This window comes from Bacillus sp. FJAT-47783 (genome assembly GCF_022808615.1).
GTDB lineage: Bacteria > Bacillota > Bacilli > Bacillales > Aeribacillaceae > Bacillus_BZ.
Map to the genome: position 1 here is coordinate 438,825 of NZ_JAKZKS010000001.1, position 25,059 is coordinate 463,883.

The 25,059-nt window shown below is 36.8% G+C and carries 23 protein-coding genes, 1 pseudogene and 2 riboswitches; of the genes and pseudogenes, 7 read left to right on the plus strand and 17 right to left on the minus strand.

Annotation, left to right across the window (positions count from 1 at the left end; all coding sequences use genetic code 11):
- Window positions 1-70: 70 nt before the first annotated feature.
- The 4 genes from efp to MLD65_RS02250 all read right to left on the minus strand — a co-directional run bounded on the left by efp (window position 71) and on the right by MLD65_RS02250 (window position 2,867).
- Window positions 71-628: an elongation factor P gene (gene efp / locus MLD65_RS02235; protein ID WP_243290211.1), complete on the minus strand. Its 558-nt coding sequence runs from the start codon at window positions 626-628 to the stop codon at window positions 71-73.
- A gap of 83 nt (window positions 629-711) precedes the next feature.
- On the minus strand, window positions 712-1,773 hold the full coding sequence (locus MLD65_RS02240; RefSeq protein ID WP_243290212.1) for a M24 family metallopeptidase: 1,062 nt from the start codon (window positions 1,771-1,773) through the stop codon (window positions 712-714).
- Entirely contained in the window at window positions 1,770-2,216 is a 447-nt protein-coding gene (gene aroQ, locus MLD65_RS02245) for a type II 3-dehydroquinate dehydratase (RefSeq protein ID WP_243290213.1), read from the minus strand. Before aroQ ends, MLD65_RS02240 begins: the two co-directional genes overlap by 4 nt.
- Window positions 2,217-2,339: 123 nt before the next feature.
- Entirely contained in the window at window positions 2,340-2,867 is a 528-nt protein-coding gene (locus MLD65_RS02250) for a YqhR family membrane protein (RefSeq protein ID WP_243290214.1), read from the minus strand.
- Window positions 2,868-3,117: 250 nt separating this feature from the next.
- Here MLD65_RS02250 and MLD65_RS02255 point away from each other — a divergent pair, with 250 nt between their 5' ends.
- On the plus strand, window positions 3,118-4,053 hold the full coding sequence (locus MLD65_RS02255) for a DUF1385 domain-containing protein (protein ID WP_243290268.1): 936 nt from the start codon (window positions 3,118-3,120) through the stop codon (window positions 4,051-4,053).
- Window positions 4,054-4,119: 66 nt separating this feature from the next.
- Window positions 4,120-4,488, plus strand: a complete 369-nt coding sequence (locus tag MLD65_RS02260) for an SA1362 family protein (RefSeq protein ID WP_243290215.1) — start codon at window positions 4,120-4,122, stop codon at window positions 4,486-4,488.
- Window positions 4,489-4,493: 5 nt separating this feature from the next.
- On the opposite strand, the gene MLD65_RS02265 is transcribed toward MLD65_RS02260, so the two are convergent.
- The 4 genes from MLD65_RS02265 to MLD65_RS02280 all read right to left on the minus strand — a co-directional run bounded on the left by MLD65_RS02265 (window position 4,494) and on the right by MLD65_RS02280 (window position 10,251).
- A complete protein-coding gene (locus tag MLD65_RS02265) occupies window positions 4,494-5,372 on the minus strand; it encodes a patatin-like phospholipase family protein (protein WP_243290216.1) in 879 nt (292 codons plus the stop codon).
- 388 nt (window positions 5,373-5,760) lie between these two features.
- Window positions 5,761-6,186 (minus strand): transcriptional regulator MntR, encoded by a 426-nt coding sequence (gene mntR / locus MLD65_RS02270; RefSeq protein ID WP_243290217.1) that lies wholly within the window; start codon window positions 6,184-6,186, stop codon window positions 5,761-5,763.
- A 310-nt stretch (window positions 6,187-6,496) separates the two neighbouring features.
- Window positions 6,497-9,061, minus strand: a complete 2,565-nt coding sequence (locus MLD65_RS02275) for a vitamin B12-dependent ribonucleotide reductase (protein ID WP_243290218.1) — start codon at window positions 9,059-9,061, stop codon at window positions 6,497-6,499.
- Between the two features lie 353 nt (window positions 9,062-9,414).
- Window positions 9,415-10,251, minus strand: a complete 837-nt coding sequence (locus MLD65_RS02280; protein WP_243290219.1) for a lipoate--protein ligase family protein — start codon at window positions 10,249-10,251, stop codon at window positions 9,415-9,417.
- Between the two features lie 320 nt (window positions 10,252-10,571).
- Between MLD65_RS02280 and MLD65_RS02285 the strand changes: the two genes are divergently transcribed.
- Window positions 10,572-10,946 carry a rhodanese-like domain-containing protein gene (locus MLD65_RS02285; RefSeq protein ID WP_243290220.1) on the plus strand — a complete coding sequence of 125 codons (375 nt, stop codon included), beginning with the start codon at window positions 10,572-10,574 and terminating at the stop codon, window positions 10,944-10,946.
- A gap of 268 nt (window positions 10,947-11,214) precedes the next feature.
- Here the strand turns inward: MLD65_RS02285 and gcvPB are convergent, their stop codons facing one another.
- The 3 genes from gcvPB to gcvT are packed head-to-tail and all read right to left on the minus strand — an operon-like array spanning window position 11,215 to window position 15,141.
- Window positions 11,215-12,678, minus strand: a complete 1,464-nt coding sequence (gcvPB, locus tag MLD65_RS02290; protein WP_243290221.1) for an aminomethyl-transferring glycine dehydrogenase subunit GcvPB — start codon at window positions 12,676-12,678, stop codon at window positions 11,215-11,217.
- Complete coding sequence (gene gcvPA / locus MLD65_RS02295; RefSeq protein WP_243290222.1) at window positions 12,671-14,017, minus strand: aminomethyl-transferring glycine dehydrogenase subunit GcvPA; 1,347 nt, start codon at window positions 14,015-14,017, stop codon at window positions 12,671-12,673. The genes gcvPB and gcvPA overlap by 8 nt, the downstream gene beginning before the upstream one ends.
- A gap of 20 nt (window positions 14,018-14,037) precedes the next feature.
- Entirely contained in the window at window positions 14,038-15,141 is a 1,104-nt protein-coding gene (gene gcvT / locus MLD65_RS02300; protein ID WP_243290223.1) for a glycine cleavage system aminomethyltransferase GcvT, read from the minus strand.
- Between the two features lie 206 nt (window positions 15,142-15,347).
- A riboswitch (glycine riboswitch) is annotated at window positions 15,348-15,436 on the minus strand.
- 294 nt (window positions 15,437-15,730) lie between these two features.
- On the opposite strand from gcvT, the gene MLD65_RS02305 reads away from it, so the two are divergent.
- The 4 genes from MLD65_RS02305 (at window position 15,731) to MLD65_RS02320 (ending at window position 19,135) form a co-directional block, all read left to right on the plus strand.
- On the plus strand, window positions 15,731-17,398 hold the full coding sequence (locus tag MLD65_RS02305) for a DEAD/DEAH box helicase (RefSeq protein WP_243290224.1): 1,668 nt from the start codon (window positions 15,731-15,733) through the stop codon (window positions 17,396-17,398).
- Window positions 17,399-17,567: 169 nt separating this feature from the next.
- Window positions 17,568-18,371: a YqhG family protein gene (locus MLD65_RS02310; protein ID WP_243290225.1), complete on the plus strand. Its 804-nt coding sequence runs from the start codon at window positions 17,568-17,570 to the stop codon at window positions 18,369-18,371.
- Between the two features lie 104 nt (window positions 18,372-18,475).
- Window positions 18,476-18,562: riboswitch (cyclic di-GMP riboswitch) on the plus strand.
- 30 nt (window positions 18,563-18,592) lie between these two features.
- A complete protein-coding gene (locus MLD65_RS02315) occupies window positions 18,593-18,757 on the plus strand; it encodes an anti-repressor SinI family protein (RefSeq protein ID WP_243290226.1) in 165 nt (54 codons plus the stop codon).
- Window positions 18,758-18,808: 51 nt separating this feature from the next.
- Window positions 18,809-19,135 carry a helix-turn-helix domain-containing protein gene (locus MLD65_RS02320; protein WP_243290227.1) on the plus strand — a complete coding sequence of 109 codons (327 nt, stop codon included), beginning with the start codon at window positions 18,809-18,811 and terminating at the stop codon, window positions 19,133-19,135.
- Between the two features lie 314 nt (window positions 19,136-19,449).
- Here the strand turns inward: MLD65_RS02320 and MLD65_RS02325 are convergent, their stop codons facing one another.
- The 6 genes and pseudogenes from MLD65_RS02325 to wecB form a co-directional block, all read right to left on the minus strand.
- Entirely contained in the window at window positions 19,450-20,073 is a 624-nt protein-coding gene (locus tag MLD65_RS02325) for an LPXTG cell wall anchor domain-containing protein (protein WP_243290228.1), read from the minus strand.
- 61 nt (window positions 20,074-20,134) lie between these two features.
- Window positions 20,135-20,812 (minus strand): TasA family protein, encoded by a 678-nt coding sequence (locus tag MLD65_RS02330; protein WP_243290229.1) that lies wholly within the window; start codon window positions 20,810-20,812, stop codon window positions 20,135-20,137.
- An 83-nt stretch (window positions 20,813-20,895) separates the two neighbouring features.
- Window positions 20,896-21,477 (minus strand): signal peptidase I SipW, encoded by a 582-nt coding sequence (gene sipW, locus MLD65_RS02335; RefSeq protein ID WP_243290230.1) that lies wholly within the window; start codon window positions 21,475-21,477, stop codon window positions 20,896-20,898.
- Entirely contained in the window at window positions 21,455-22,363 is a 909-nt protein-coding gene (tapA, locus tag MLD65_RS02340) for an amyloid fiber anchoring/assembly protein TapA (protein WP_347709257.1), read from the minus strand. Before tapA ends, sipW begins: the two co-directional genes overlap by 23 nt.
- 536 nt (window positions 22,364-22,899) lie before the next feature.
- On the minus strand, window positions 22,900-23,985 hold the full coding sequence (locus MLD65_RS02345) for a glycosyl hydrolase family 8 (RefSeq protein WP_243290231.1): 1,086 nt from the start codon (window positions 23,983-23,985) through the stop codon (window positions 22,900-22,902).
- A 75-nt stretch (window positions 23,986-24,060) separates the two neighbouring features.
- A pseudogene (wecB, locus tag MLD65_RS02350) lies at window positions 24,061-24,939 on the minus strand (non-hydrolyzing UDP-N-acetylglucosamine 2-epimerase); the annotation flags it as partial.
- Window positions 24,940-25,059 lie beyond the last annotated feature (120 nt).

The following is a 25,059-nucleotide window of genomic DNA, read 5'->3' on the forward strand; positions in this document are numbered from 1 at the left end:
CGGTCTTAATTTTGCAGTATTTTATCCTAATATGGACTTTTTAGACAGCCTCACTTTAAACAAAGATGCATTATGCACGTGATACGTAAGAACCGTCTGTCGTATTAATAATTAATACGTCTCCTTCATTGACGAAGAAAGGAACTTGAACAACAAGACCTGTTTCAACAGTTGCTGGCTTCGTTCCACCAGAAGCTGTATCTCCTTTAATACCAGGTTCTGTTTCGGTAACAGTAAGTTCAACCGTATTTGGTAATTCAACACCAAGTGTTTCACCTTGGTACATCATGATATGAACTTCCATATTCTCTTTTAAAAACTTCAGCTCATGCTCAAGCTGAGATGCATTAAGCTCAATTTGCTCATACGACTCTGTATCCATAAAAACGTGTTGATCACCATTTGCATATAAATATTGCATTTTTCTTGTATCGATTTGGGCACGTCCTACTTTTTCACCCGCACGGAATGTTTTTTCTTGAATGGCACCTGTACGTAAATTACGTAATTTTGAACGTACAAAAGCGGCACCTTTACCAGGCTTAACGTGTTGGAAATCAAGAACACGCCAAATGCCTCCATCCACTTCAATCGTTAAACCAGTACGAAAATCGTTAACTGAAATCATGTTATGTCCTCCTATTAATGAAATTTCTTAGCTGGAAGCTTTCAATGCTAATATCTGTTACGAAAGGAATGTTAAAAGCATCATTATAAAATCAACAGTTCTTTTGTTGCATGTGTAAGAGACTCATTACCTGAAGAGGTAATGACCGTATCATCTTCAATCCGGACTCCACCTTTACCCGGAAGGTATATTCCTGGTTCCACTGTGACTACCATTCCTTCTTTTAACGGTGTGTCAGAACGGAAGGAAAGAGCTGGACCTTCATGAACTTCCATTCCGAGCCCATGTCCAGTTGAATGTCCAAAATAGTCTCCAAAACCTTTCTCTTTTATGTAATCTCTTGTGAGAGCATCTGCTTGGCGACCTGTTATTCCGGGCTTGATTCCATTCATGCCGCGTAATTGCGCTTCAAGAACGATGTCGTATATTTCTTTCATTTCTTCCCCAGGATCACCTACAGCAATCGTCCGTGTAATATCTGAGCAATATCCTTTATAATATGCCCCAAAATCTAATGTAACAAGCTCTCCATTTTCGATGACTTTTTCACTTGCTACACCGTGGGGTAATGCAGAACGATATCCTGATGCAACAATCATATCAAAAGAAGACGAAGCTGCACCGTTTTTCCGCATAAAAAACTCTAATTCGTTTGCAACTTCGATTTCTTTCATTCCTGGCTTAATAAATTGAATAATGTGAGAAAAAGCCGCATCTGCTATTTCACAAGCTTCCTTTAATATCTTAATCTCTTCATTAGTCTTAATCAAGCGTAACTTTTCTACTGCACCCGAAACCGGCACGAGTTCAATGTCATTCAGTTGTTCACGATACGTTTTGTATGTAGCAAATGATACGTTTTGCTCTTCAAATCCAAGCTTTTTGATTCCCATTTTCTTCGCTTGTACTGCCACTTCTTCAACAATTGTTCCTTTATGCTCTACAAGACGAAATTCCTTTACTTGATCCTCTGCTTGTTTAACATAACGAAAATCGGTAATAAAAGATGCATCCTCATTTGATATTAAAACAACACCGGCGGTCCCCGTAAACCCTGTTAAATACCGTCGGTTATATGGGTTTGTAATGATCATCCCATCTACACCTAATTCTTGTAAACGCTCTCTCATTTTCAATAATTTCATTGTACATCCCCTCCTAGATAATGAATTAATGCCTCTGTTGCTAATTGATATCCAAATAAGCCAAAACCAACAACTTGACCGATTGTGACAGGTGCTGTTACGGAATGTTGACGAAACGATTCTCGATTATGAACATTCGAAATATGTACTTCAACAACAGGAATGGAGATACTTGCAATAGCATCTCGAATCGCATAACTGTAATGAGTAAAGGCACCTGGATTTATGATAATACCATCAAACTGTTCGTCCGCATCATGAATCACATCAATCAATTTCCCTTCATGATTGGATTGAAGAAACGACAATTGTATTTGTTTACCTTTCCCAAATTCGCTTAATTGTTCCTCTAAATCTTTTAACGTATTAGACCCATAAACATTCGGTTCCCTAATACCAAGGCGATTTAAATTCGGTCCATTTAATACGAGTATTTTTCTCATTTTCATTCACCTTTCCCGTTCAGCACTTAGAAAGTTGGACGCTAATTTCATTCTTTTATATAAAAAAAAGAATGTTCAGTCAAAGAACATTCTACCATATCAAGTTCGTTCTAGACATCCTTATTAACTTCCTTCCGCTAACTCATTTTGTTCAAAGGAAATCGAGTAACCGACGAATACACCAAATAGAACAAAAAGACAAATATTTGTAATATTCGTGTTCGTATCCAACTCGACGACAGGATCTAAATGTGGAAAGATTGGTGATAGTAAATAAAAGACGATCGCCCATAGAACAATTCCGTATAGAATTCCTGCCCACATTGACTTAATATTTTTTAAAAAAGCAAAATATAATAAAGCAACAAAAATGGCAATGAACCCGTTTACAAATATCCCCATAACATTTCCTATTGTTTCATACTTCCAATCACCAACGGCCAAAGGTGTTAATGCAAGATTAGGACTAATGGTCGTAAAATGAAAAAAATAGGCAAAATACCCAATCGCACTCCATAAAGTTCCGCCAATAAATCCTGTCAATATCACTTTTGCTAGAAACGACATCGGTTGTTCACGCTTGTTTTGTTCAAATTGATCATTTTCTTTCGCATCATCTCTCGTTTGTTGTACATCATGTTGATCTGTCATTTCTAAAAACACCTCCCAATTTTATTATGTCCAATGAATTGAAAAAGATTATTCTACGAAAATTTGTTTTAACTATCACAAACACTTACGATTAAAATGGTGAATTTTGGGTAAAACTAAGTAATAAGCAAATTTGACAAAAATAGATAAATAAAGACACATCAGCCTAGAGGTTTTATATGCTTTTTTGTAGAATAAATATATATAAATAAGGGAACCGTGTATGGTTCGAGTAGGCAGGTTGATGTACATGACGACAGAGAAAAAAGCAACATATGGCGGGCAAGCCGTCATAGAAGGAGTTATGTTCGGTGGAAAACATCATTATGTAACGGCAATTCGCCGTAATGATCAATCCATCGATTACTTCCACGTTCCTAGAGTACAAAATAAAACATTAGTAACATTAAAGAAGATTCCTTTTGTTCGAGGGATTGTCGCAATTATTGAAGCAAGTGCAAATGGTTCTAAGCATTTAAACTTTTCTTCCGAACGCTATGAAGTCGCCCCAGAAGATGACGATCAAATGAAACAAGAACAAACCTCTAAATTAACGATGTGGCTAGGTGTAGCTACCATTGGTGTTCTGTCTTTTATTTTCGGAAAGTTTATTTTTACGCTTATTCCAGTATTTCTCGCCGAACTATTTCGCCCGTTTGTCCAACATGACTTCGGTCAAATTTTGCTAGAAGGCTTTTTTAAACTTTTACTTTTATTAACTTATATATACGCAATCTCTTTTACACCTTTAATCAAACGTGTTTTTCAATACCACGGTGCTGAGCACAAAGTGATTAACGCGTATGAACATAATTTACCGTTAACCGTTGAAAATGTACAAAAGTCGTCAAGGCTCCATTATCGTTGTGGTTCGAGCTTTATTTTATTTACCGTTATCGTCGGTGTTTTCATTTATATGCTCGTTCCGACTGATCCTCTTTGGTTAAGAGTTGTGAATCGAATACTACTTATACCCGTTGTACTTGGTGTTTCATTTGAAGTTCTTCAGTTAACGAATAAAGTAAGAGAAGTCCCGGGACTAAAAGTGTTAGGGTACCCAGGACTATGGTTACAACTATTAACAACAAAAGAACCGACAAATGATCAAGTGGAAGTCGCCATTGCTAGCTTTCAAAGACTATTGCAATTAGAAAAAAAAGCAGAAAAGGCTGAAGAGATTGTGTAGAAACCGCAACTTATTGGTTTTCACGTAATAAACTATTGTAAAAACGATTAGCGGGAGGTGGACTTTATGAGCCGTAATCGTCTTCAACCATTATTCTATATGATTATCGGTCTAGCTCTATTCGGTTTTGGATACAAATTATTTGTCAATCCTGGAGAGTTAATTAGTCAATTATTTATTTGGGCCGTTGTGATTGGGGTCATTTATTTCATCTATCGAGCGGTTATGAGAAGTCGTTCAAATAATGAATATTCTGCCTATTTAAAGGCAGCGAAAAAGTCCAAACGTAAATATAAATCTCAAGCCACTGTAAGCCAGCTTAAAAAGGCAAAGAAACAGCCAAGGACACATTTACCGAAACGAAAACGAGATCACACACATTTAACCGTTATTGAAGGGAAGAAAAGTAAAAAGAAAAATCGGGCACTTTTCTAGCCGAACTAATAGGACCATCTTTTAAAAAATTGCTCGGTTTTGTTTCTCCCTAATTGAATTAGTTCATCTTTCTTTTTTTCGGTAAGATTAAATTCAGTAGATAACGCATGTTCAACCGGTATGAAGATAATGTTTCGCCGGTGTCTAGAGGCAATATGTCGAGCGTCATGCGCATCTTTCATCGTCTCAAATAATGCTCCAAACATTTCAAATGCATTATCAATCTCATTTTTCGGTCTGTTTTCTGCGTTAGCACTTAGCTTAACGCCAAGAACAGGCCGCTTTTTTCGTTCTTGATCAAATAACCAAATAGGAAAGTTGCTTAAAACCCCTCCATCAACGATGATACTAATACCATTTTTCCCTTTTAATCGAACAGGTTCAAAAAAGTAAGGAATACTGCAGCTCATCCTCACCGCTCGAGCCACAGAAAAATTGTTTGGATGAATGCCATATGAAGCTAAATCATCTGGTAAAACGATAAGTCTGCCATTCGTTAAATCAGAGGCGATAACACGTAATGCCTCTGGTTTTAAATCACCAAACGTCGTCACTCCCTTCTCTTTTAATCGGGCATCCAACCATTCTTCTAAATTTTGTCCTTTATATAATCCCATTTTCCAATAGAGTTGAAACCATTTCATTAATTTTATCGGAATGAAGGAAGTTCTTTCATCCAAAAACATTTTTAAATCGACATCTTCCATCATTTCCAGCACTTCATCACTTTTATAGCCTGCAGCGATAAAGGCAGCTAATATGGAACCCGCACTCGTTCCAGCTACCCTTACAAATTGATATCCACTCTCTTCAATAACTTGATAGGATCCAATCAAGGCAAATCCTTTGATCCCTCCACCAGAAAACACACCATCGATGTACATGCGCCTCCCCCTCTATTTTCGTACATTTTTAAAAAAATATGAAATGTTCGTATAATAATATGAAAATTGTTCGAACAAAATGGATGTGAATGAAAAAAACTTTTCAAGTTTCCTTTCTTGTGTAGAAAAAAGCGTATCTGCAAATTGAGCTCACACTTGCGCAAGTTTGGACAATTAGTCCGCAAGTTATGAAAATCGTCCGTGCCTTGAAAGAAATCTGCAAGTTCATAAAAAAGAACGCAACCTTATGAGTGACCCGCTTGCACCTTTTTACTCGAAGGATTCTTAAACTTGACAACGAAGACTCCATTTACCTTAAATGCTTTTTCATTCTTGATATATTTTCCGCTGTTAACATAAAAAAACAGCACACCCATTCGTGTACTGTTTACTCATTATTTTCGCTATTTTTTTGAACTTGACGTAATGTTTCGACCCGTTCTTTATTTTCTTCAAAATATTGCACTAAATCACCTATCCGATCGATCGCATTCCAGCTTAAGTGATGTTCGATTCCTTCAACATCGTTATATATTTTATCTTCATCTACACCGATGATTCGTAAAAATTGTTCAAGCAGTTCGTGACGATCGACTAACCGTTTACCAATTTTCTTTCCCTTTGACGTTAGAACAAGCCCACGATATTTTTCATATATTAAGTATTCGTCCTTGTCTAACTTTTGAACCATTTTCGTTACAGATGACGGATGGACGGATAATGCTTCGGCGATATCTGATACTCGTGCATATCCTTTATCTTCAATTAATAAATAGATTTGTTCAATATAATCTTCCATGCTTGGTGTTGGCATGTAGTTTCCTCCAAACTTCGCAATGAAACGTTCTGTCATTTTCCAAAATCATTACAAGTTTACACTAGTTTCCTAGAAATATCAAGGTACACAAACGTAATTTAAACCAACAATGTAACCGTTTTTTTAGGTTGCTTTCGCAAACTTTGTTGCTATTTTACAAATAGTGGGGACTGGTTGATTCCGCTCCAACCAACCTTAAAACAGCACTTCTTTAAGAAACCTATTTAAAAACAACAACCTTTTAGAGTAGAGCATTTTTTTAAGAAGTTTATTAAAGGACTGAAGAAACCCCCAGTCCTTTAATAAATTATAGGCCACACTTCAATTGAGCACCACATTTCGTACATGTGTTACATCCACCGATTTCTTCAATGGTACCCTCTCGACAAACCGGACAAATATTTCCTACTTCATTTCCAAATGTAACATCTGTAGAGCGAATATCTTGTACGGTATTCATTAATACAACCTTACTGCTATTTTCTTTTACAGCTTCTTCTTCATGATGTTCGTCAAACGTGTTTTCTTCCGCTTTTAAGGTTAATACTTGTGTATCACGACTTCCGTCTACGTATACCGTACCACCTTTAGCTCCGCCTTTATATAAACGCTCATATACCTTTTCCACTTGCTCAACCGTATATCCTTTAGGAGCATTTACCGTTTTACTAATGGAACTATCAATCCAACGTTGGATAACACATTGAACATCAGCATGCGCTTCCGGTGATAATTCCATCGCAGATACGAACCAATGTGGCAATTGATTTGGATCAGCTTCTGGATTCTCTTGTAAATATTCTTGAACAATATCCGCCTTTACTTCAATAAATTTACCGAGTCGGCCACTTCTGAAATAGGAGAAGGAGAAATATGGTTCAAGCCCTGTTGATACGCCGACCATTGTTCCTGTACTACCTGTTGGAGCGACGGTTAATAAATGAGAGTTGCGAATTCCATATTTTAAAATTCCTTCACGAATATCTTCAGGCATCTTTTTCATGTAGCCTGTGTTAATAAAAGCTTCACGAAGCTTCATTGTTTCTTCTTCCGTTTCTCCTTGTAAGAATGGGAAGCTTCCTTTTTCTTTCGCTAACTCGATTGACGCTCGATAAGCAGCTGTCGCAATCGTTTCAAACACTTTATCAATGAGCTCGTTTCCTTCTTTTGAGCCGTACTCTGTTTCACAATAAATAAGGAGGTCGTGTAGTCCCATAACACCTAAGCCAACACGGCGTTCACCAAGCGCTTGTCTTTTATTCTCATCAAGGAAGTACGGTGTAGAATCAATAACATTATCTTGCATTCTAACACCTACTTCAACTGTTCTCTTTAGTTTTTCCATATTTACCGTTTTCGTTTTCTTATCCGCCATTTGAGCTAAGTTTACAGCAGCTAAATTACAAACGGAATATGGAGCAAGAGGTTGTTCTCCACACGGGTTAGTCGCGACAACTTTTTGACCATACGCTTTTGCATTCGTCATGTCGTTTGCGTTGTCGATAAAGAATATTCCTGGCTCCGCTGAATACGTTGCGCATATATTAATTAAGTTCCAAAGCTCGCGTGCCTTTATTTTACGATACGTACGTACTTTATAGCCTAGCTTTTCCCATTCTCTTACATCGCCAACTTCATGCCATTTTTCGTTGTACGTTTTCATTAGTTCTTCATCATAACTTTCCACATCTGGGAAACGAAGTTCATATTCTGCATCCTTTTCGACAGCTTCCATAAAGTCTTTCGTTAAGCAAACAGAAATGTTAGCACCTGTTAAAAACTCAGGATGGTGTACCGTGTACGTTCCGCCGATACGAAGCTTCAATTCAGCCTCTTTCACAATCTTCTCAGAGAAACCACCCATACCCGGAATGTTTTTATAATTGACAATCCCTTGATACATGTCGCGTTCTTGTTCTGTGAGTGGGTTAAATTTCAGCTTATCTTCCGCTGCTTTTTTAATCCCTTCATCATTCGTATTTTCGATTAAATAGCGAAGGATTCGAGGGTTTTGCATTTTTGAGATAATGAATTCAATAATATCCGGGTGCCAATCCGCTAACATGATCATTTGCGCGCCTCTACGCGAACCACCTTGCTCGACAAGGTGAGTTAATTTGGCGATATCATCAAGCCATGATACAGACCCAGATGATTTACCATTAACACCGCGTGCTAATGTGTTGCGCGGGCGTAACGTTGAACCGTTTGTTCCTACACCGCCGCCTCGACTCATAATTTCCATCACTTGTTTGCGATGTTCGGAAATCCCTTCACGTGAGTCTTTCACAAATGGCATCACATAACAGTTAAAGTAGGTTACTTCCGTTCCTGCTCCTGCACCGTAAAGAACACGGCCGGCTGGGATGAAGTTCAAATTCATCAGTTCTTGATAAAAATGTTCAAACCATTCTTTGCGTTTCTCTTCCGTCTCTTCGACAGCTGCTAATCCAGTTGCATTACGTTTCGCAATTTGCTCATAGAAGATTTCTAACGGTTTTTCAATAACATCTAATGACCGAACTACTAAGCCCGTTTCAACCTCTTCTTCACTGTTTAATGTATGACGAAATCCCTCTTCTACTCGAACTGTCGCCTTTTTGTTTTCCCAGTCAATATCGACAATGTAACCTAAGCCACGTGCTGGGAATTTTGGATCTTCTTTAATCGTTAATACAACGAAATCCCCTTTTGAGAGGGTCAACTTTTCCGTATCTTTAAATGCATAGCGGTCTAACATTACAAGGCGGGAAACCCCTTTATGTGTCAATTTCATATCGTTTGTAATTGGATGGACTTGGGGAAATAAGCGAATATCTTGATTTAATTTGTCAACATCCAACTTCATCTGCTCGTTAAGCCCAACTGTCATTTCTACAACTCCCTTATTTACTACTTAATTAAATTTATCATATTGCTTTAACTTATCACATTTAGATAACGAATTCAATATATAGTACCTAAGAACAAACGTTCTCTCTACATGTTGTTATTTTAGGTCATCTTCTTCCTAAAAGTCAAATGATCAACTTAATAAAAAACAAAGAAAAATGAAGAATTTATAAGAATAAATTATCTTAATCGATGATTTTCAACAAATTCTAAACTTGCTAAATGCTAAAATTGGATCGACCTATTATTACCAATCACTCGAGAAGAATTCGTGCTAAAAAAATTTTCACACAATCGTTATGCACACAAAAAACGATAAGCGACAAGTGCCGCTTATCTTCTGAAGTTCCAACTATCTGAACTGTATTTCTCTTTTGCAATTTTTTCAACATACGCATTTTGTTCATCAGATAATGTGTATGGTTTCAAGGTAATACCTAATCCTTTTTCAAACCCTTTTTGAAACGCTTCCCATGCCTGCTGTAACGAAACATGGCTTGATGCAATTTCGTTAATCGCAACCGCTTTGTTTTTAAAATTTCGTTGCAGTCTCTCTTTTACACGTTCATTCGGGTACTTAAATAAGCTAAATAGCAAATCTTCATCTAAATCAAGCAAGATGGAGCCGTGTTGTAAAATGACTCCTTTTTGACGCGTTTGGGCACTTCCTGCTACTTTACGGCCTTCTACGACTAGCTCATACCAAGATGGTGCATCAAAGCAAACAGAAGAACGCGGATTTTTTAACCCCTGTTTCTCTTCTTCTGTTTTTGGAATCGCAAAATAAGCATCGAGCCCAAGCGCACGGAACCCTTCTAAAATGCCTTCAGAAATGACTCTGTAAGCTTCAGTAACGGTCTTAGGCATTTTCGGATGCTCTTCCGATACAATGACACTGTACGTTAATTCCTGGTCATGAAGCACACCGCGGCCGCCAGTCGGACGGCGAACAAACCCTAAGCCGGCTTTTTTCACCGCTTCTAAATCAATTTCTTTTTCTGCTTTTTGAAAATAACCAATCGATAACGTTGGCGGGTTCCATCCATAAAAACGAATCGTTGGATCAATTTCCCCTTCACTGTGCCATTCTAATAACGCTTCATCTAACGCCATATTGTAGGCTGGTGAACAAAAACCTGAATCAATAAAATTCCATACTTCTATTGTCATATTTAAAACCTCTTTGTCACTTTATCTCGTATTAAGTCTATCAAATCAAGAAGAGAATGCAAGTCATTCATTTTTGTAAAAGGAATGACATTTTCTTTCGACTTGATTATAATAGAACTTGTCGAATTTATTCTCTTTACACCGACTATCTGCATCTTTTCTAGCGAATGATTCCCCCGACTAACAAGGTTTTTTATCTTTAGACTGCATGTGACTAAATCGGTTTTTACGAGCAAATTCTCTTACGATTATACATGACGAGATCACTGCTCGAATACTAGAAATGAACATAAAACTAATTAAAAAGGAGTCGAGTAACTTTGGAATGGATTCTTATCATTGTTGGTGCTATCATCGTTTATTCCGTCGTTACGTACCTTTATCAACGTAACATTATGAAAACATTATCACAAGAAGAGTTTAAAGCAGGCTACAGAAAAGCACAATTAATCGATGTTCGTGAACCGAATGAATTTGAAGGCGGGCATATTTTAGGAGCAAGAAATATCCCATTATCTCAGATGCGTCAACGCTATAAAGAAATTCGCCCTGATAAACCAGTTTATTTATACTGCCAAAACAGTGCTCGATGCGGCCGTGCTGCTCAAATGTTAAAACGTAAAGGGTATAAGGACATTTATAACCTAAAGGGTGGATTTAAGAAATGGTCTGGAAAAATTAAGAGTGGTAAATAGTTAACACAAAGGCCTAGATAAAAAGCGTTTAAAAGGCTGATTGTTACGTTTTCACTCTTACATTTTATCACAAAAAAAACAGTTGCTTCCCCGCTCGAAGCAACTGTTTTTTATATGATCTAAGAATTTATCTTTTACAGCTTTTTTAGTTATCGGTAATCGGGATGACCCAACTTTTAGATCATTGAAATCGGCTAATTCACCGATTTCGACTATTCCGATCTCTAACCTCTTGCATAAGAACAAAGTCGCATCAGCGATTTTGTTCTTATGCATTTTTTTCGTATCGTAAAACCGGCTTACGTGCTGCCATCGTCTCATCTAGTCGTTTAATGACGGTTGTATGAGGGGCTTCTTGAACAACTTCAGGTGTTTCCTCCGCCTCTTTTGCAATTTGAATCATAGCATCGATGAACGCATCTAGCGTTTCCTTCGATTCTGTTTCCGTCGGCTCAATCATAATACACTCTTCAACATTCAACGGGAAGTAGATTGTTGGCGGGTGGTAGCCAAAATCTAAAAGACGTTTCGCGATATCTAATGTACGTACACCTAGCTTCTTCTGACGTTTTCCTGACAATACAAATTCGTGTTTACAATGACGATCAAACGGTAAATCGTAATAAGGAGCAAGCTTTCTCATCATGTAGTTCGCGTTTAATACTGCGTACTCCGTAACGGCCTTCAATCCATCTGGTCCCATTGTACGAATATACGTATAGGCACGAACGTTAATACCGAAGTTTCCATAGAACGGCTTCACACGTCCAATCGATTGCGGACGATCATAATCAAACACAAATTGATCATCTCGTTTCACAAGTACCGGCTTAGGTAAATATGGGATTAAATCTTCTTTCACACCGACAGGGCCTGAACCAGGACCACCACCACCATGTGGACCAGTAAATGTTTTATGAAGATTTAAATGGACAACATCAAAGCCCATATCTCCAGGACGCGCTTTACTTAAAACAGCGTTTAAGTTCGCCCCATCGTAATAAAGCTTTCCACCTGCTTGATGGACGATTTCAGCCATTTCTAAAATATATTCTTCAAATAAGCCAAGTGTATTTGGATTTGTTAGCATAAGAGCAGCTGTATCCTCACCGACAACACGTTTTAAATCCTCTAAATCCACTAACCCATTTTCATCAGATTTCACAGTTACTGTGTCAAAACCAGCGACTGTTGCCGATGCAGGGTTCGTTCCATGAGCAGAATCTGGTACAATGACTTTTGTTCGCTTCATATCTCCATTTGCTTCATGGAACGCACGAATCATCATTAATCCAGTCCATTCACCGTGAGCACCAGCTGCAGGCTGAAGTGTGACTTCATCCATCCCCGTAATTTCTTTTAAGTGTTCTTGTAAGTCATACATAAGCTCCATGGCACCTTGAACCGTTTCATCATCTTGAAGAGGATGAATATGAGCAAAGCCTGGCATACGAGCAACGTTTTCGTTAATTTTCGGATTATATTTCATCGTACATGACCCTAATGGATAAAACCCAGAATCCACCCCATGGTTTCGATTGGATAAAGCGGTATAGTGCCGCATAATATCGAGCTCAGATACTTCTGGCAGTTCAGGCTCTTCTTGACGAAGGTACTCTTCTGGAATTAGCGACTCTAACGATACTTCCGGTATATCTAACTCTGGTAAACTATATCCTATGCGACCTGGTTTACTTAATTCAAAAATTAACGGTTGATCTGTTTTATGCATGATGATCCCCCAATTCTTTCGCGAATGTGTCGATTTCTTCTTTTGTTCGTAGTTCTGTTACAGCGACAAGCATATGATTTTCTAGTTCAGAAAAGTCGCGACCTAAATGATAACCACCAATGATTCCTTTTTGTAATAACGCTTGGTTCACTTCTGCAAATGGCTTATTTAAGCGCACGACAAATTCATTAAAGATCGGACCTTCATAGGCAATTTCAACACCATAACTAGCCAACACTTTTCTAGCATAGTTCGCTTTTTGGATATTTTGAATGGCCATCTCTTTCACGCCTTTTTTACCTAATGCTGTCATTGCAACGGAAGCTGCTAAAGCATTTAACGCTTGGTTTGAACAAATATTTGACGTCGCTTTATCGCGACGGATATGTTGCTCACGCGCTTGTAATGTAAGAACGAATCCGCGACGTCCATCTTCATCAACCGTTTGTCCAACGAGACGACCAGGAACTTTACGCATTAATTTTTTCGTTACAGCAAAATATCCGCAATGAGGACCGCCAAATGCCGCTGGAATTCCAAATGGCTGTGCATCACCAACAACGATATCAGCACCAAGCTTCCCTGGAGGTGTTAACACACCTAATGAGAGAGGATTCGCTGAAACGATAAACATACTTTTTCCTGTATGAGCAATCGGCTCAATTTGTTGTAATGGCTCAATTTGTCCGAAAAAGTTAGGATATTGGACGATAACAGCTGCTACATCATCTGTCATTAATTGTTGTAGTTTCTCTAAATCTGTTACCCCATCTTTCACAGGAGCCTCAATAACTTCGATATATTGTCCTTTCGCATATGTTGAAAGAACAGCTCGTGATTCTGGGTGTACAGCTTTTGAAACGATGATCTTTTTCTTTTTCGTCTGACCGGCTGCTAACATAGCCGCTTCAGCAAGAGAAGTTCCCCCATCGTACATGGACGAGTTCGCAATATCCATCCCTGTTAATTCACAAATCATCGTTTGGAATTCAAAAATCGCCTGTAGCTCCCCTTGGGAAATTTCTGGCTGATAAGGTGTATACGCTGTATAAAATTCTGATCGCGAAATAACATGATCGACAATAACTGGCATGTAATGATCGTAAACCCCTGCCCCTAAAAAAGACGCATAAGTTTTCATATCTTTATTTTTCGCAGCAAGTGTAGACAGTTCTTTCATCAATTCTGTTTCTGATTTCGCTTGTTTAATTTGATAGTCACCTTGGAAGCGAACTTTTTCGGGAATATCTTCAAAAAGCTCATCAACCGTTTTCACACCAATTGCTTGCAGCATGGCTTGTTTATCTTCTTCAGTCATTGGTAAATAACGATGTTTCATCGAAGTAACCCCTCTTTCGTTTAGTTTCTTGGGCGTTTATAAAAAGGTGTAGGAACAATTTTCGCTTTTAATCGCTTTTTACGAACTTGCACTTCAACTTCTGTATTAAGTTCTGTAAATTCTTTTTTTATAACGGCTAACCCAACATTTTTCTTTAAAGTTGGAGACTGTGTTCCTGTTGTCACTTCCCCTACTAATTCTTCTCCAACAAAAACGGAATATCCGTGTCTAGGAATTCCTTTATCGATCATTTCAATTCCAACGAGTTTTCTAGGAGCACCGTTTTCTTTTTGCTCTTTTAAAACATCCTGACCGATGAACGGCACTTCTTTATCTACTTTTACGGCAAACCCGATTCCAGCTTCTATCGGAGTAATATCCTTTGATAATTCCTGTCCATAAAGCGGTAAGGTCGCTTCAAAACGAAGGGTATCACGCGCTCCTAATCCACATGGAATTACCCCGTCTTCTTTCCCTGCTTCTAAAATTTCATTCCAAATCGTTACAGCATCATCTTTATGACAATAAATTTCAAAGCCGTCTTCCCCTGTATAGCCCGTTCGAGATACAAGTGCTTTCACGCCAGCAATATCTACGTTGTCTTTAAATTTAAAAAATTTAATTTCTGCTAAATTTACATCTGTTAACGTTTGTAAAACTTTTTCTGCTAAAGGCCCTTGCAAGGCAAGCTGCGCAACTTCACTTGAAATATTTACGATGGATACATCTCCACATTGATGGGATACGAGCCAATCATAGTCTTTTTCAATATTAGACGCATTGATGACGAGTAAATAGTCATTTTCACCTTTCTTATATACGAGAAGATCATCAACAGTCCCGCCATTTTCATAACACATCGCTGTATATTGCGCACCACCGTCTTTTACTTTCGAGACATCATTCGTTAATACTTTTTGCAAAAAAGCTAAACTATTAGAACCTTTTACTTCAACTTCCCCCATATGAGACACATCAAATAATCCTGCTCTTGTTCGAACAGCTTCATGTTCTTCTTTAATAGAAGAAAATTGAACAGGTAGTTCCCAGCCTCCGAAGTCAATCGTTTTAGCCCCATATGATTCATAAACTTCAAATAAAGGTGTACGTTTTAAAGTGGTCATTCTTTCTCCTCCAATCGACTTAAGCTTCTTTCTTTACTATCGTCTAATTTTTAAAAAAGAAAACCAGGGCAGAGACAATTATCACGAAACCTAGGATTAGGCATCATGAAAATGGGTCTCTGTCCTGGCACCTGAAAGTTTACCCTCTAATGATTGAAGGTTTTCCCCTTTGGTGGTTTGTTACTAGCAAACACTCTCCAGAGTTGCGTCAAACAAGAGTCTTTTTGCCTGAGAGATTCACTTTACGTTTGCTCCTTCGGCGCCCCTCGATTGGAGTCTCTCCCCTTGTTCTCATTCGCACATATTTTTCTAAGAAGTGGTCATGATAAAAAGAAAATGACAATTCGACAATTAAACGAAACGGAATGACAGAAAGTTAAGCATTTTATTAAATTTCTTATTCATTATCATCCTACCATCTTCTCACGAAATGAGCAATGACATTTTTCCTTAACAAAAGAATGTTAATCCATTCTATTGTTCGGTTTTTATTTATTTTATTTGATCTGCAAATTGTTTTCAAGATATTTTTCAACTTATACATGAACAATCAAAAACTCTATTACCGTTTTTGAAAGGGCTGTCATAAATGAATGTTGAGATTCGTATTGATCAAGACTGGCAGGAACAATTTTTAACCAAATTAGAAGAAGATGGACCTTGGGGAAATTGGGATCTTTACAAACTTGCTTGTGAAGCAACGAAGCACCTTGCCATCCCTACATTTGAAGGGCTACAAGCACCAAAGCATTTAGAACATTTCACACCGCTGCCGCATCAATTGGAGGTTGCAGAAAAAGTTGTGCAACAAATGAATGGAAAGGCAATTTTAGCCGATGAAGTCGGACTTGGAAAAACGATTGAAGCAGGGCTCATTTTAAAAGAATACATGATTCGCCGTCTTGTTAAAAAAGTGCTCATATTAGTGCCCGCTTCTCTCGTCTCCCAATGGGTTAAAGAATTAAATGAAAAATTTTATATACCTGCTATCGAGCAGAAAAAAAGCTACGTTTGGGAACAATGTGATGTTGTCGTTTCGTCTATTGACACAGCAAAACGCAATCCACATAGAGACATTATTTTTAATCAAGAATATGACATGGTCATTATCGATGAAGCCCATAAATTAAAAAATAAAAAAACGAAAAACTATGAATTTGTTCAAGCTTTGAAGAAAAAGTTTTGCTTACTCTTAACAGCTACTCCTGTTCAAAATCGGATTGAAGAAATCTTTAACCTTGTCTCACTATTAAAACCTGGACATTTAGGAAACGAACAATACTTTACAGAAGTATTTTCCGCTAAAAATCGTGAAGTTGAGCAAGACGAATATTTACGTGAACTCATTAATAAAGTCATGATTCGTAATCGCAGAACCGATACGGGCATACATTGGACAAAACGTAACGTGCAAAGTGTTCTCATCGAATTTTCTGAAACAGAACGCAGGTTATATGATGCCATTTCACGCTTACGCCACGAAACATCGTACGCCCAAAACGCATTTTCCATTATAACGTTACAGAAAGAGGCGTGTTCAAGCAGAGAAGCCGTTTATATGTCTTTAAAAAAAATGGCGGAAAAAGATCAAGAAGCAGAATTTGCATTACCACCAATGTTTATTCAAGAACTGATGGATCTTGTCAATCAAGTTGAACAAAATTCAAAAGCAGAAAAAGCGCTGGAATTAATTCAACAAATTGATGATAAAGTCATTATTTTCACAGAATATCGGGCAACACAACTTTATTTGCAATGGTTTTTAAAACAACACGGCATTACTTCCGTTCCTTTTCGCGGCGGATTTAAACGCGGAAAAAAAGATTGGATGAAGGAACTGTTTCAGCAAAAAGCACAAGTATTAATTGCAACAGAAGCTGGTGGTGAAGGTATTAACCTTCAATTTTGTAACCATATTATCAATTACGACCTCCCATGGAATCCAATGAGACTAGAACAACGAATAGGACGGATCCACCGCTTAGGACAAGAACGAGACGTCTTTATTTACAATATGGCAACAAAGAATACGGTTGAAGAACATATTTTAAAACTGTTATTTGAAAAAATTCGCCTTTTTGAGCGAGTTGTTGGAGAACTCGATGACATTTTAACAAATTTAGAAATCACCAATATAGAAGACCATGTTCGTGATATTATCTTTCAATCTCAGACAGAAGGTGAAATGAAAATTAAAATGGAGAATTTGTCTTCCATCATTAATTTTGGGTTTACTATGAAGAAGCAAGATGCGTAAAGAACAAAGACTTTGTTCAGAGTCCAGCTTAGTTAAAATCAGTGAAATAGCCGATTTCAGTTATCCACATATATAGTTTCTTATAGCTAAATAAAAGTTAAGAGCCAAAGATACGACGTCTTTTTACCTTGTTTAGATAAAAGCTAGTCCATTGCAAAGGAGCATTTGTATGCAACAAGTGGAAATTAAACAATATTTAAAACGTTTCTTTCAAGCTAATCATTGTCCGGTTTTAGAAGAAGGATCAGGGTATTTTACAGTCCAACTAACGGTTGAAATGGACAAAGAGTTAATGAACCGCCCCTTTTATTGGCACTATTTAGAGAAAACAGGTGGAGACCCACAGCCGATGAAACTTTCATTTATTACAAATTCGAAAATGACACCTAATCATATTAATGGAGAGAAAATTCATTTCGGTTCACCACGCTTACATCAAATCTTCCAAACGGCTAAAAAGATTGGCGGCTTTATTCGGTTATACGAACAATGCGAGATTACACAAGGACATCTCCCGCTTCATCCTTGGATTGGTGTTAACCTCACCGTCTCTTATATATGTGATAAAAAGAAAGATGAGCTATTTTCACTCGGCCTTCATTTAATAAGTGGAACGATTATAGAAGATTTCCAACAAAAATTAAATACGATCACACTCACGCCTAAAATTCCTGACTACTGTTTTACAATGTCGCCCATCATTAAACCCAAGAGCGGATTAAAGCGAATCGAGCAATATGTTGTCGACAAAATAAATCAACAAGAGCATGATTGGGCAAATGATGCGGTTCAACGAATGAACCGTGATCTCATGCTTTTAAACCATTTTTATGAACCGATGGACGAAAAACCAGCTATTTATTGGAATGAGAAAGAAGCTCTAAGAACGCTATACGAACCACATATTAATATCCAAATTCAAAACGGCGGCATTTTTTACCTATCATCGCATAAAATATGGGAGAACACATGACTTTTGTCGTATTTAATCGAGAAAAACGAGAAGTTCACCGACAAATTATCGCATTTTTCTGAAAAATAAACGTTATAATTGTATTAGGACAGGAAACGTGTCCTATCAGAAAAAGGCAAACTTGTTGAAAAACAAGGACGCAAAGCTACAGATCTAAAGTGCTTTTTTACTATGATGGCTGGGCTACCTGAAATACAAATAGGTATTTTAGGAGGATTCAAATGAAGAAAACAGAGAACCTAAAGGGGTCAATTGATTTAGAATGGATTCAATTATTGCAAGAGGCGAGGGAAATAGGATTAACTCCGCAAGAAGTGAGAGAATTTATCGAGTCAGCTGATTTTTCACCTTCATCTAACCCTAAAATAAAATTAAGTACGAAATAGAAAACACCTTCTATAAATGCTATAATAAACGCAGGAAGGTGATGACTTGACATGATAGGTGAACGAATCAAACGATTACGTAAAGAAAAAGGCTTATCGCTATCAGAACTTGCAGAAAAAGCTGGAGTAGCGAAATCATATTTAAGCTCAATCGAACGGAATATTCAAAAAAATCCTTCCGTACAATTTTTAGAAAAAGTATCTTCTGTACTTGGAGTGACGGTCAATCAACTAATTGAACAGAACGAAGATCAGAAAATCCAATTAGACTCTGAGTGGACTACTTTAGTTCGAGAAGCAATGGACTCTGGGGTTTCGAAAGAAGAGTTTAGAAAATTTTTAGAATTTAACAAGTGGAAGCTAAAAAATGGCCAATAAAAAATCGCTTCGTCTTTGATGAAGCGGTTTTTTATATAGTCTTAGAAAACGTTGAAGTTTTAATTTTTCTTTGTTCATAATAGTCAGTAACTCTGATTTCCCTTGAACAATGGTTAACCTTAATGGCTTTACAGTTCGTTAAATGATTCAAGCATACAGGACAGTACCATTCTTGCTCTTTATAGCTACTATAGGAAGATTGAAAGCATCGTGGACAAAGTTTTTTATACAAACTGATTCACCTCTCATTGTTCTTATTAAAGAACTAGCACTTTCAAAAAAGTGCCCTCACACAACTACCGTAAGGACACTTTTTATAATTGTATTTTTTCACTATCACGTTTTTTGAAACGAACGAATACAATTCCCGCAATTGTTAACAACATACCAATAATCAATACATTCATCGTGTGTGTTGCTGTCATTGGTAATAATCGATTATTTTCTCCCCCATTCGAAAGAACCTCAGTTACAAGGTCATCTTCAGCATAAAATATCATCTTTACGACAGAGCGCAGACCCTGATATTCATTTCCAAGTGAAGAAGGAACGATCACTTTTATCCATAACTGTTCATCTTCACCGATTGCCAACGGTCTTGCCGCAAATTCATGCAAATTCATTAATTTCCCTGAAAAGAGTTTTTCACGATCGGTATAAACTTCAACGAGTAACTGTTGAAAAAACTTCTTCGAACCATCTTCAAATTGTACACTCGTAATATACTTAATATCTCGAAGTCCTGTATTCGATAAGACTATTTTTCTTGTGACCGAATCACCGGGCTTTAAATTCGATGCAAAAATGGAGAAAGAGCCTGGAGCTAGAGACAGATCCACTTCATTTTGTTCATCTCCAAAAGCAGTTCGAGTAGGTAAAGTTGCAAATAACATAAATGCTAAAGTAACCAATACATATAATTTCAAATATTTAACCATGAAAATACCTCATTTGCACTTATTATACAGAAGGCGGGATTACCCCCGCCTTCTTGTTCAATTATTTTTCTGTTTGACTCGCATTTAATTCATTAATATTGTCACCGTCTGTAAACTCTGTTCCTTCAAACTGGGATGCTACAAATTCAAAGTTTACATTCATTTTGTCGTTCATATATCTATTATCAGCAGATTCTTTAAATGTTAGTTTAATTGTTACAGGATCGGAATCTGGGTTCGGTAATACTGGTAAGCTACCATTAGATGTTCCATCTGTAATATCATCACTTGCTTTTTTAAATTGTTTAAGATTTCCGTTATATAATTCTGTTCCTTCTTTATCTGTTATTAACACATGAATCTGTTTCGCGAAATCATCAGCCGAGTTTTCTCCACCTAGATCCGCATCACCGTTTAGACTTGTACCTCCATCTGTAAACCCGTCATAACTTGCTTTCACAACAACGTCTTTAATCGATAATGTCCCATTGTTTTTAACGCGAATCGTTTCTTCAATACTGTCACCGGGTTTTAAATTTGTAAGTTCACTCGTGAAAATTCCACTTTGAAGATCTGTTTTCCCATCTTTTTCCTTCAATACTAAATCTAAAATTCCAGCCTGATAGCTTTCCGCTACCGTTTCTGTATCGCTAAATACAGCCCAAGTTCCTCCACCAACTAACGATAAACCTAATGCCGCTGACATAACACCCATGCTCATTTTCTTTTTAATTCCCATTGTTTCTCCTCCTTTTACTATTCCCTCATTTAGAGGTATGTAAAATTTTTATATTGAAGCCTTTTTAGGCGTTCAACCGAAAATTAAAGAGACGCTTCATTGTTTGAATTTGTTTTCCGTTCAATATCTTTGATGACTTGCCAAATGGTAAATGCTGAATATACTAAAAGCATAATCCCAGGGATAATTAGCAATAGTCCTGTTCCGACATTACTACTCGCAAAGCTTAAGAAATAACCAGCATAAGGGATAGTAATACCTGTATACTTTGCCACGACATTTTCAGCTAATACCGGTTGTGGATCTTGACCTTCTACATTGTCACCCTTAGTTACGTAGCTGATGGCAGTTCCTGTTTTAACCTCATCAACAATTCGGTGTGTGACAAGCTCGTTCTCATTCTTCTTAAACGTAATGACATCCCCTTTTTGAATTGTTGTTGCATCATCTAATTTTTCAACAATAATTAATGAACCTGTTAAAAAAGTTGGTTCCATAGACCCTGATAAAACTGCTTTTATTTGATAACCAAACAGCTCGGGTTCTCCTCCAGACGCCCTACTCGAAATGACGGTGATTGTTAACAATAAAAGTAGACAAAAGATCATGGTGAATAATATATTACTTGTTATCTTATAAATCTTACTGTTCCGAATCTGTTTCATGGCTCTCCTCCTTTTCATTTACATTGGCTTTCCCATGTGCATTTGTTTCTTCACTATTCCAATCTTCTTTTTGGTTTGCTTTTGATTCACTTTCTTCAACTTGGGAATCTTGTTTTTCAGATTCCTTTTCCTTCACAGATTCTTCATTTTTTTCAATTACCGTTTGTTCATTGTTCTGTTTTTCGATTTGTTCATTATCTACATCTGCATTATTCTTTTCTGCTTTTTCATTTGATGCTTTTGTTTCATTTTTAGGCTGTTCGGTATTCTCTTTCAATTGAGATTCATTATTAGAAGGCTCTACTTCTTTAGAAGTTTTTGTTTCTTCTTCCGTTTTTTCATTTTTTGCTTGTACAATTATTTCTTTACTCCAAAGCTCTCCTATACCTTTATGACCAGGACGCTGGTAGGCTTTAAACATATAAATTCCCTTTCTATTTTTTACATCTACTGATAAAGTGATCGTTTCCCCACTTTTAAGGGCTGGAACCTCACCCGAAGCAATAACAGTTCCATTTTTAGGGTTCACTACTTCTGTGTAATACACCTCATATGTAGTTGCTCCTTCCATATCATCAGAATCGGCTCCGTTTTGTATTACAGCTTCAACATTTGGTTCATTCCACTTTTGATCAGTAAATGTTAAAGAGCTTTTATCCCATTGATTTTCTTCTTTTTCATGACACCCTTTGTCTGGATGATAGTTGCTACATATAGAAATAGTTCCAGACGTTCTTTCTACATCAGTAAATTCAGCATTTGTAAAGCTTAATTGAAAAACTCCAATCAGTAAGAGTAAATATAGTAATGAGAACAGTTGAAATCCAATAAACCACTTCTTGTCAGTGCCTTTATACTTTTGTTTTCGCCTATATCGAATGACGATCTCCTCCTTCTTAGGAGTTTTTCGTTCTTTTTAACGAACTCACAACTTGAGTATAGGTGATTTGTTCTAGAATGGAAAATAGTAAATCTGCTCATTTATTCTTAATAACGAACACTTTTCGTCCGTTATCTAGAAAATACTCCTAATTTCTCATTTTTTCGTGTTTTTCATTGAACATTACGTTCTTAATAATGAAAGTTATACTAAATACTAGGAGCGCACCTTGGACCATGGTCGTTTCCTATATTTAAAAAACACGAGAGGAAAGGAGCAATATTAACAAAGTGTAAGTATAATCCTTTCCTAAATGTGGAATTCTACCATTTATCCATTAGCGTAAATCATACTTTTCATTCGAAAAGTGTGGGATAAACAAAATGAGAAACAAACGATTAAGCATTATGTAGTAACGATGAATGAACAATTGCACGATTGTGATCAAGCACTCTATGTAAACTATTGCAGACGAATTATTATCATAATCTAACTACTTCGATAACGGTTATTTAATCAACGAACGAATCTACGCATTATTCCTATTCCCTTTTTGCATTTTTTATTTTCTCCGTTGCTAGTAAAGGAAGAAGATTATCAAAAATATGTGTATTCTTATCAGTAGTATTGATGTAACCACCATAAAAAGGATTGAATATACTATTTTCCTGTAATTGAATCATTCTTTCATAAAATGCATTAGCAAGTTCCAATTGATCTATTTTTATGCAATAAAGAATTGTTAATCCATATAATGCAGGAGATTCATATGTGTTAGCTGGTTTACCTGTAATGACATTGTATCTACCGTATAGTACTCCATTTTGTTGGAACTCACTTTTGATAAAATGAAAGAATTTCCCCGAGTCCTTTCCAGCTTCGATTTGCCGAATAGCTGTCAATGTTTGCGTAATCATATTTGTAATTTGTTCAAATTCATAACTATTTTTTTTAATACTAAAGTTTTTAGGATAAAATCCATTTTTCGTTGGAAGGTTTTCTAGTAAAGAAACCATATGTTTATATAGTGTTTCATCTAATCTATTATCTTTTTTCATTTTTTTTAATGTAGAGACATCGATATAGGAAATTGTTATAGTATCTGCAATCTGTCCATTTTTTTGATTGTAAAAGTCCGTTAAAAGATGTTGATTTAAATTTCTATGAATAAGTGACTCAGTAATAACCCTTGCCGTCTCCGTGTATTCTTCCTTTCTCCATTTGGATCCAGCTTGATATAGAGCGTCTATGATTCTTAAATCATCAACAAGTGCATTAGTACTTACTTTTGGTTGACCTTCCGGCGTTAACTTCCAATAGATAAAGCCGTCATTTGTTAAAAAATAGAGGTTTAAAGTGTTGTAAGCTTGAAAGAAGAGTTTGGAATCATTTTTTTCGATGGCATAAATCATCCATAAACCGAGAGATTCCGATAAAGCTTCTCTCCCCCCAACATAATCTTCATCAATTGGAGAATCCGGAATTAAATTGGATGCTATCGTTCCATTTGGGTTTATCATCCACTTTTTGATAAACTTTTCAGTCTGAGGTGTATTATTATTTTTAATCAAGAACCACCCTAACATGAATAGATCTAGGATAATCAGACAAAGCATTATCTTCTTCATAGTTTCTCCCTAGTAATTCTTCTTTATTTTTTTAATCATATGGTTGTTAACTTTACTTCACAAAATTAAATGGGTTCAATCCCTCTCCTCTATCACATCCGCTATCCTCTTACTCGCAAAGCCATCGCCATATGGGTTACTTGCTTGACTCATTTTTTTATATTCACTTTTATCCTCAAGAAGCAATTTACATGTATTGTAAATATTCTCTTCATCTTTCCCAACCAATCTCAGCGTTCCAGCTGCAATACCTTCTGGTCTCTCTGTCGTATCACGCATAACCAATACCGGCTTACCTAAGCTTGGAGCCTCCTCCTGAATACCACCACTATCAGTAAGGATTAAATATGATCTTGAAAGGAAATTATGAAAATCTAATACTTCTAATGGCTCAATGATTCTTACCTTGTCACAGGTTCCTAAAATTTGATTAGCTGTTTCCCTTACTGCCGGGTTCATATGGATAGGATATATCGCCTTAAAATTAGGAAACTCTTCCACAATTCTTTTGATTGCTTTAAACATTTTTCTCATCGGTTCTCCAAGGTTTTCTCTTCTGTGAGCAGTTATCAAAATCAAGCTGCTATCTGATACCCAATCGAGCAGTTCATGAGAATAATCATCATTTACTGTGGTCTTAAGCGCATCTATGGCAGTATTACCTGTCACATATATAGTAGAAGGGTCTTTACCCTCTTTTAAGAGGTTGTCTTTGGACATCTCTGTTGGAGCAAAGTTATATTTAGCTACAATACCTACGGCTTGACGATTAAATTCTTCTGGATATGGAGAGTAAATATTTTGAGTCCTTAACCCAGCCTCTACATGACCAACTGGAATTTGTAAATAATAACAAGCTAAAGATGTTACAAATGTTGTGGATGTATCACCATGGACTAATACCACATTTGGCTTCACTTCTTCCAAAACCACTTTCATTTTTTCTAAAATATTTATGTAACCGAGCACATTAATTCAGAAACCAGTTTTCACAATAATCCAGAATTCATTCTGAAATAATGTACCATTTTTATCACTATATTTCGGTCTGTGCCCAAAGTTATTCAGATTTTT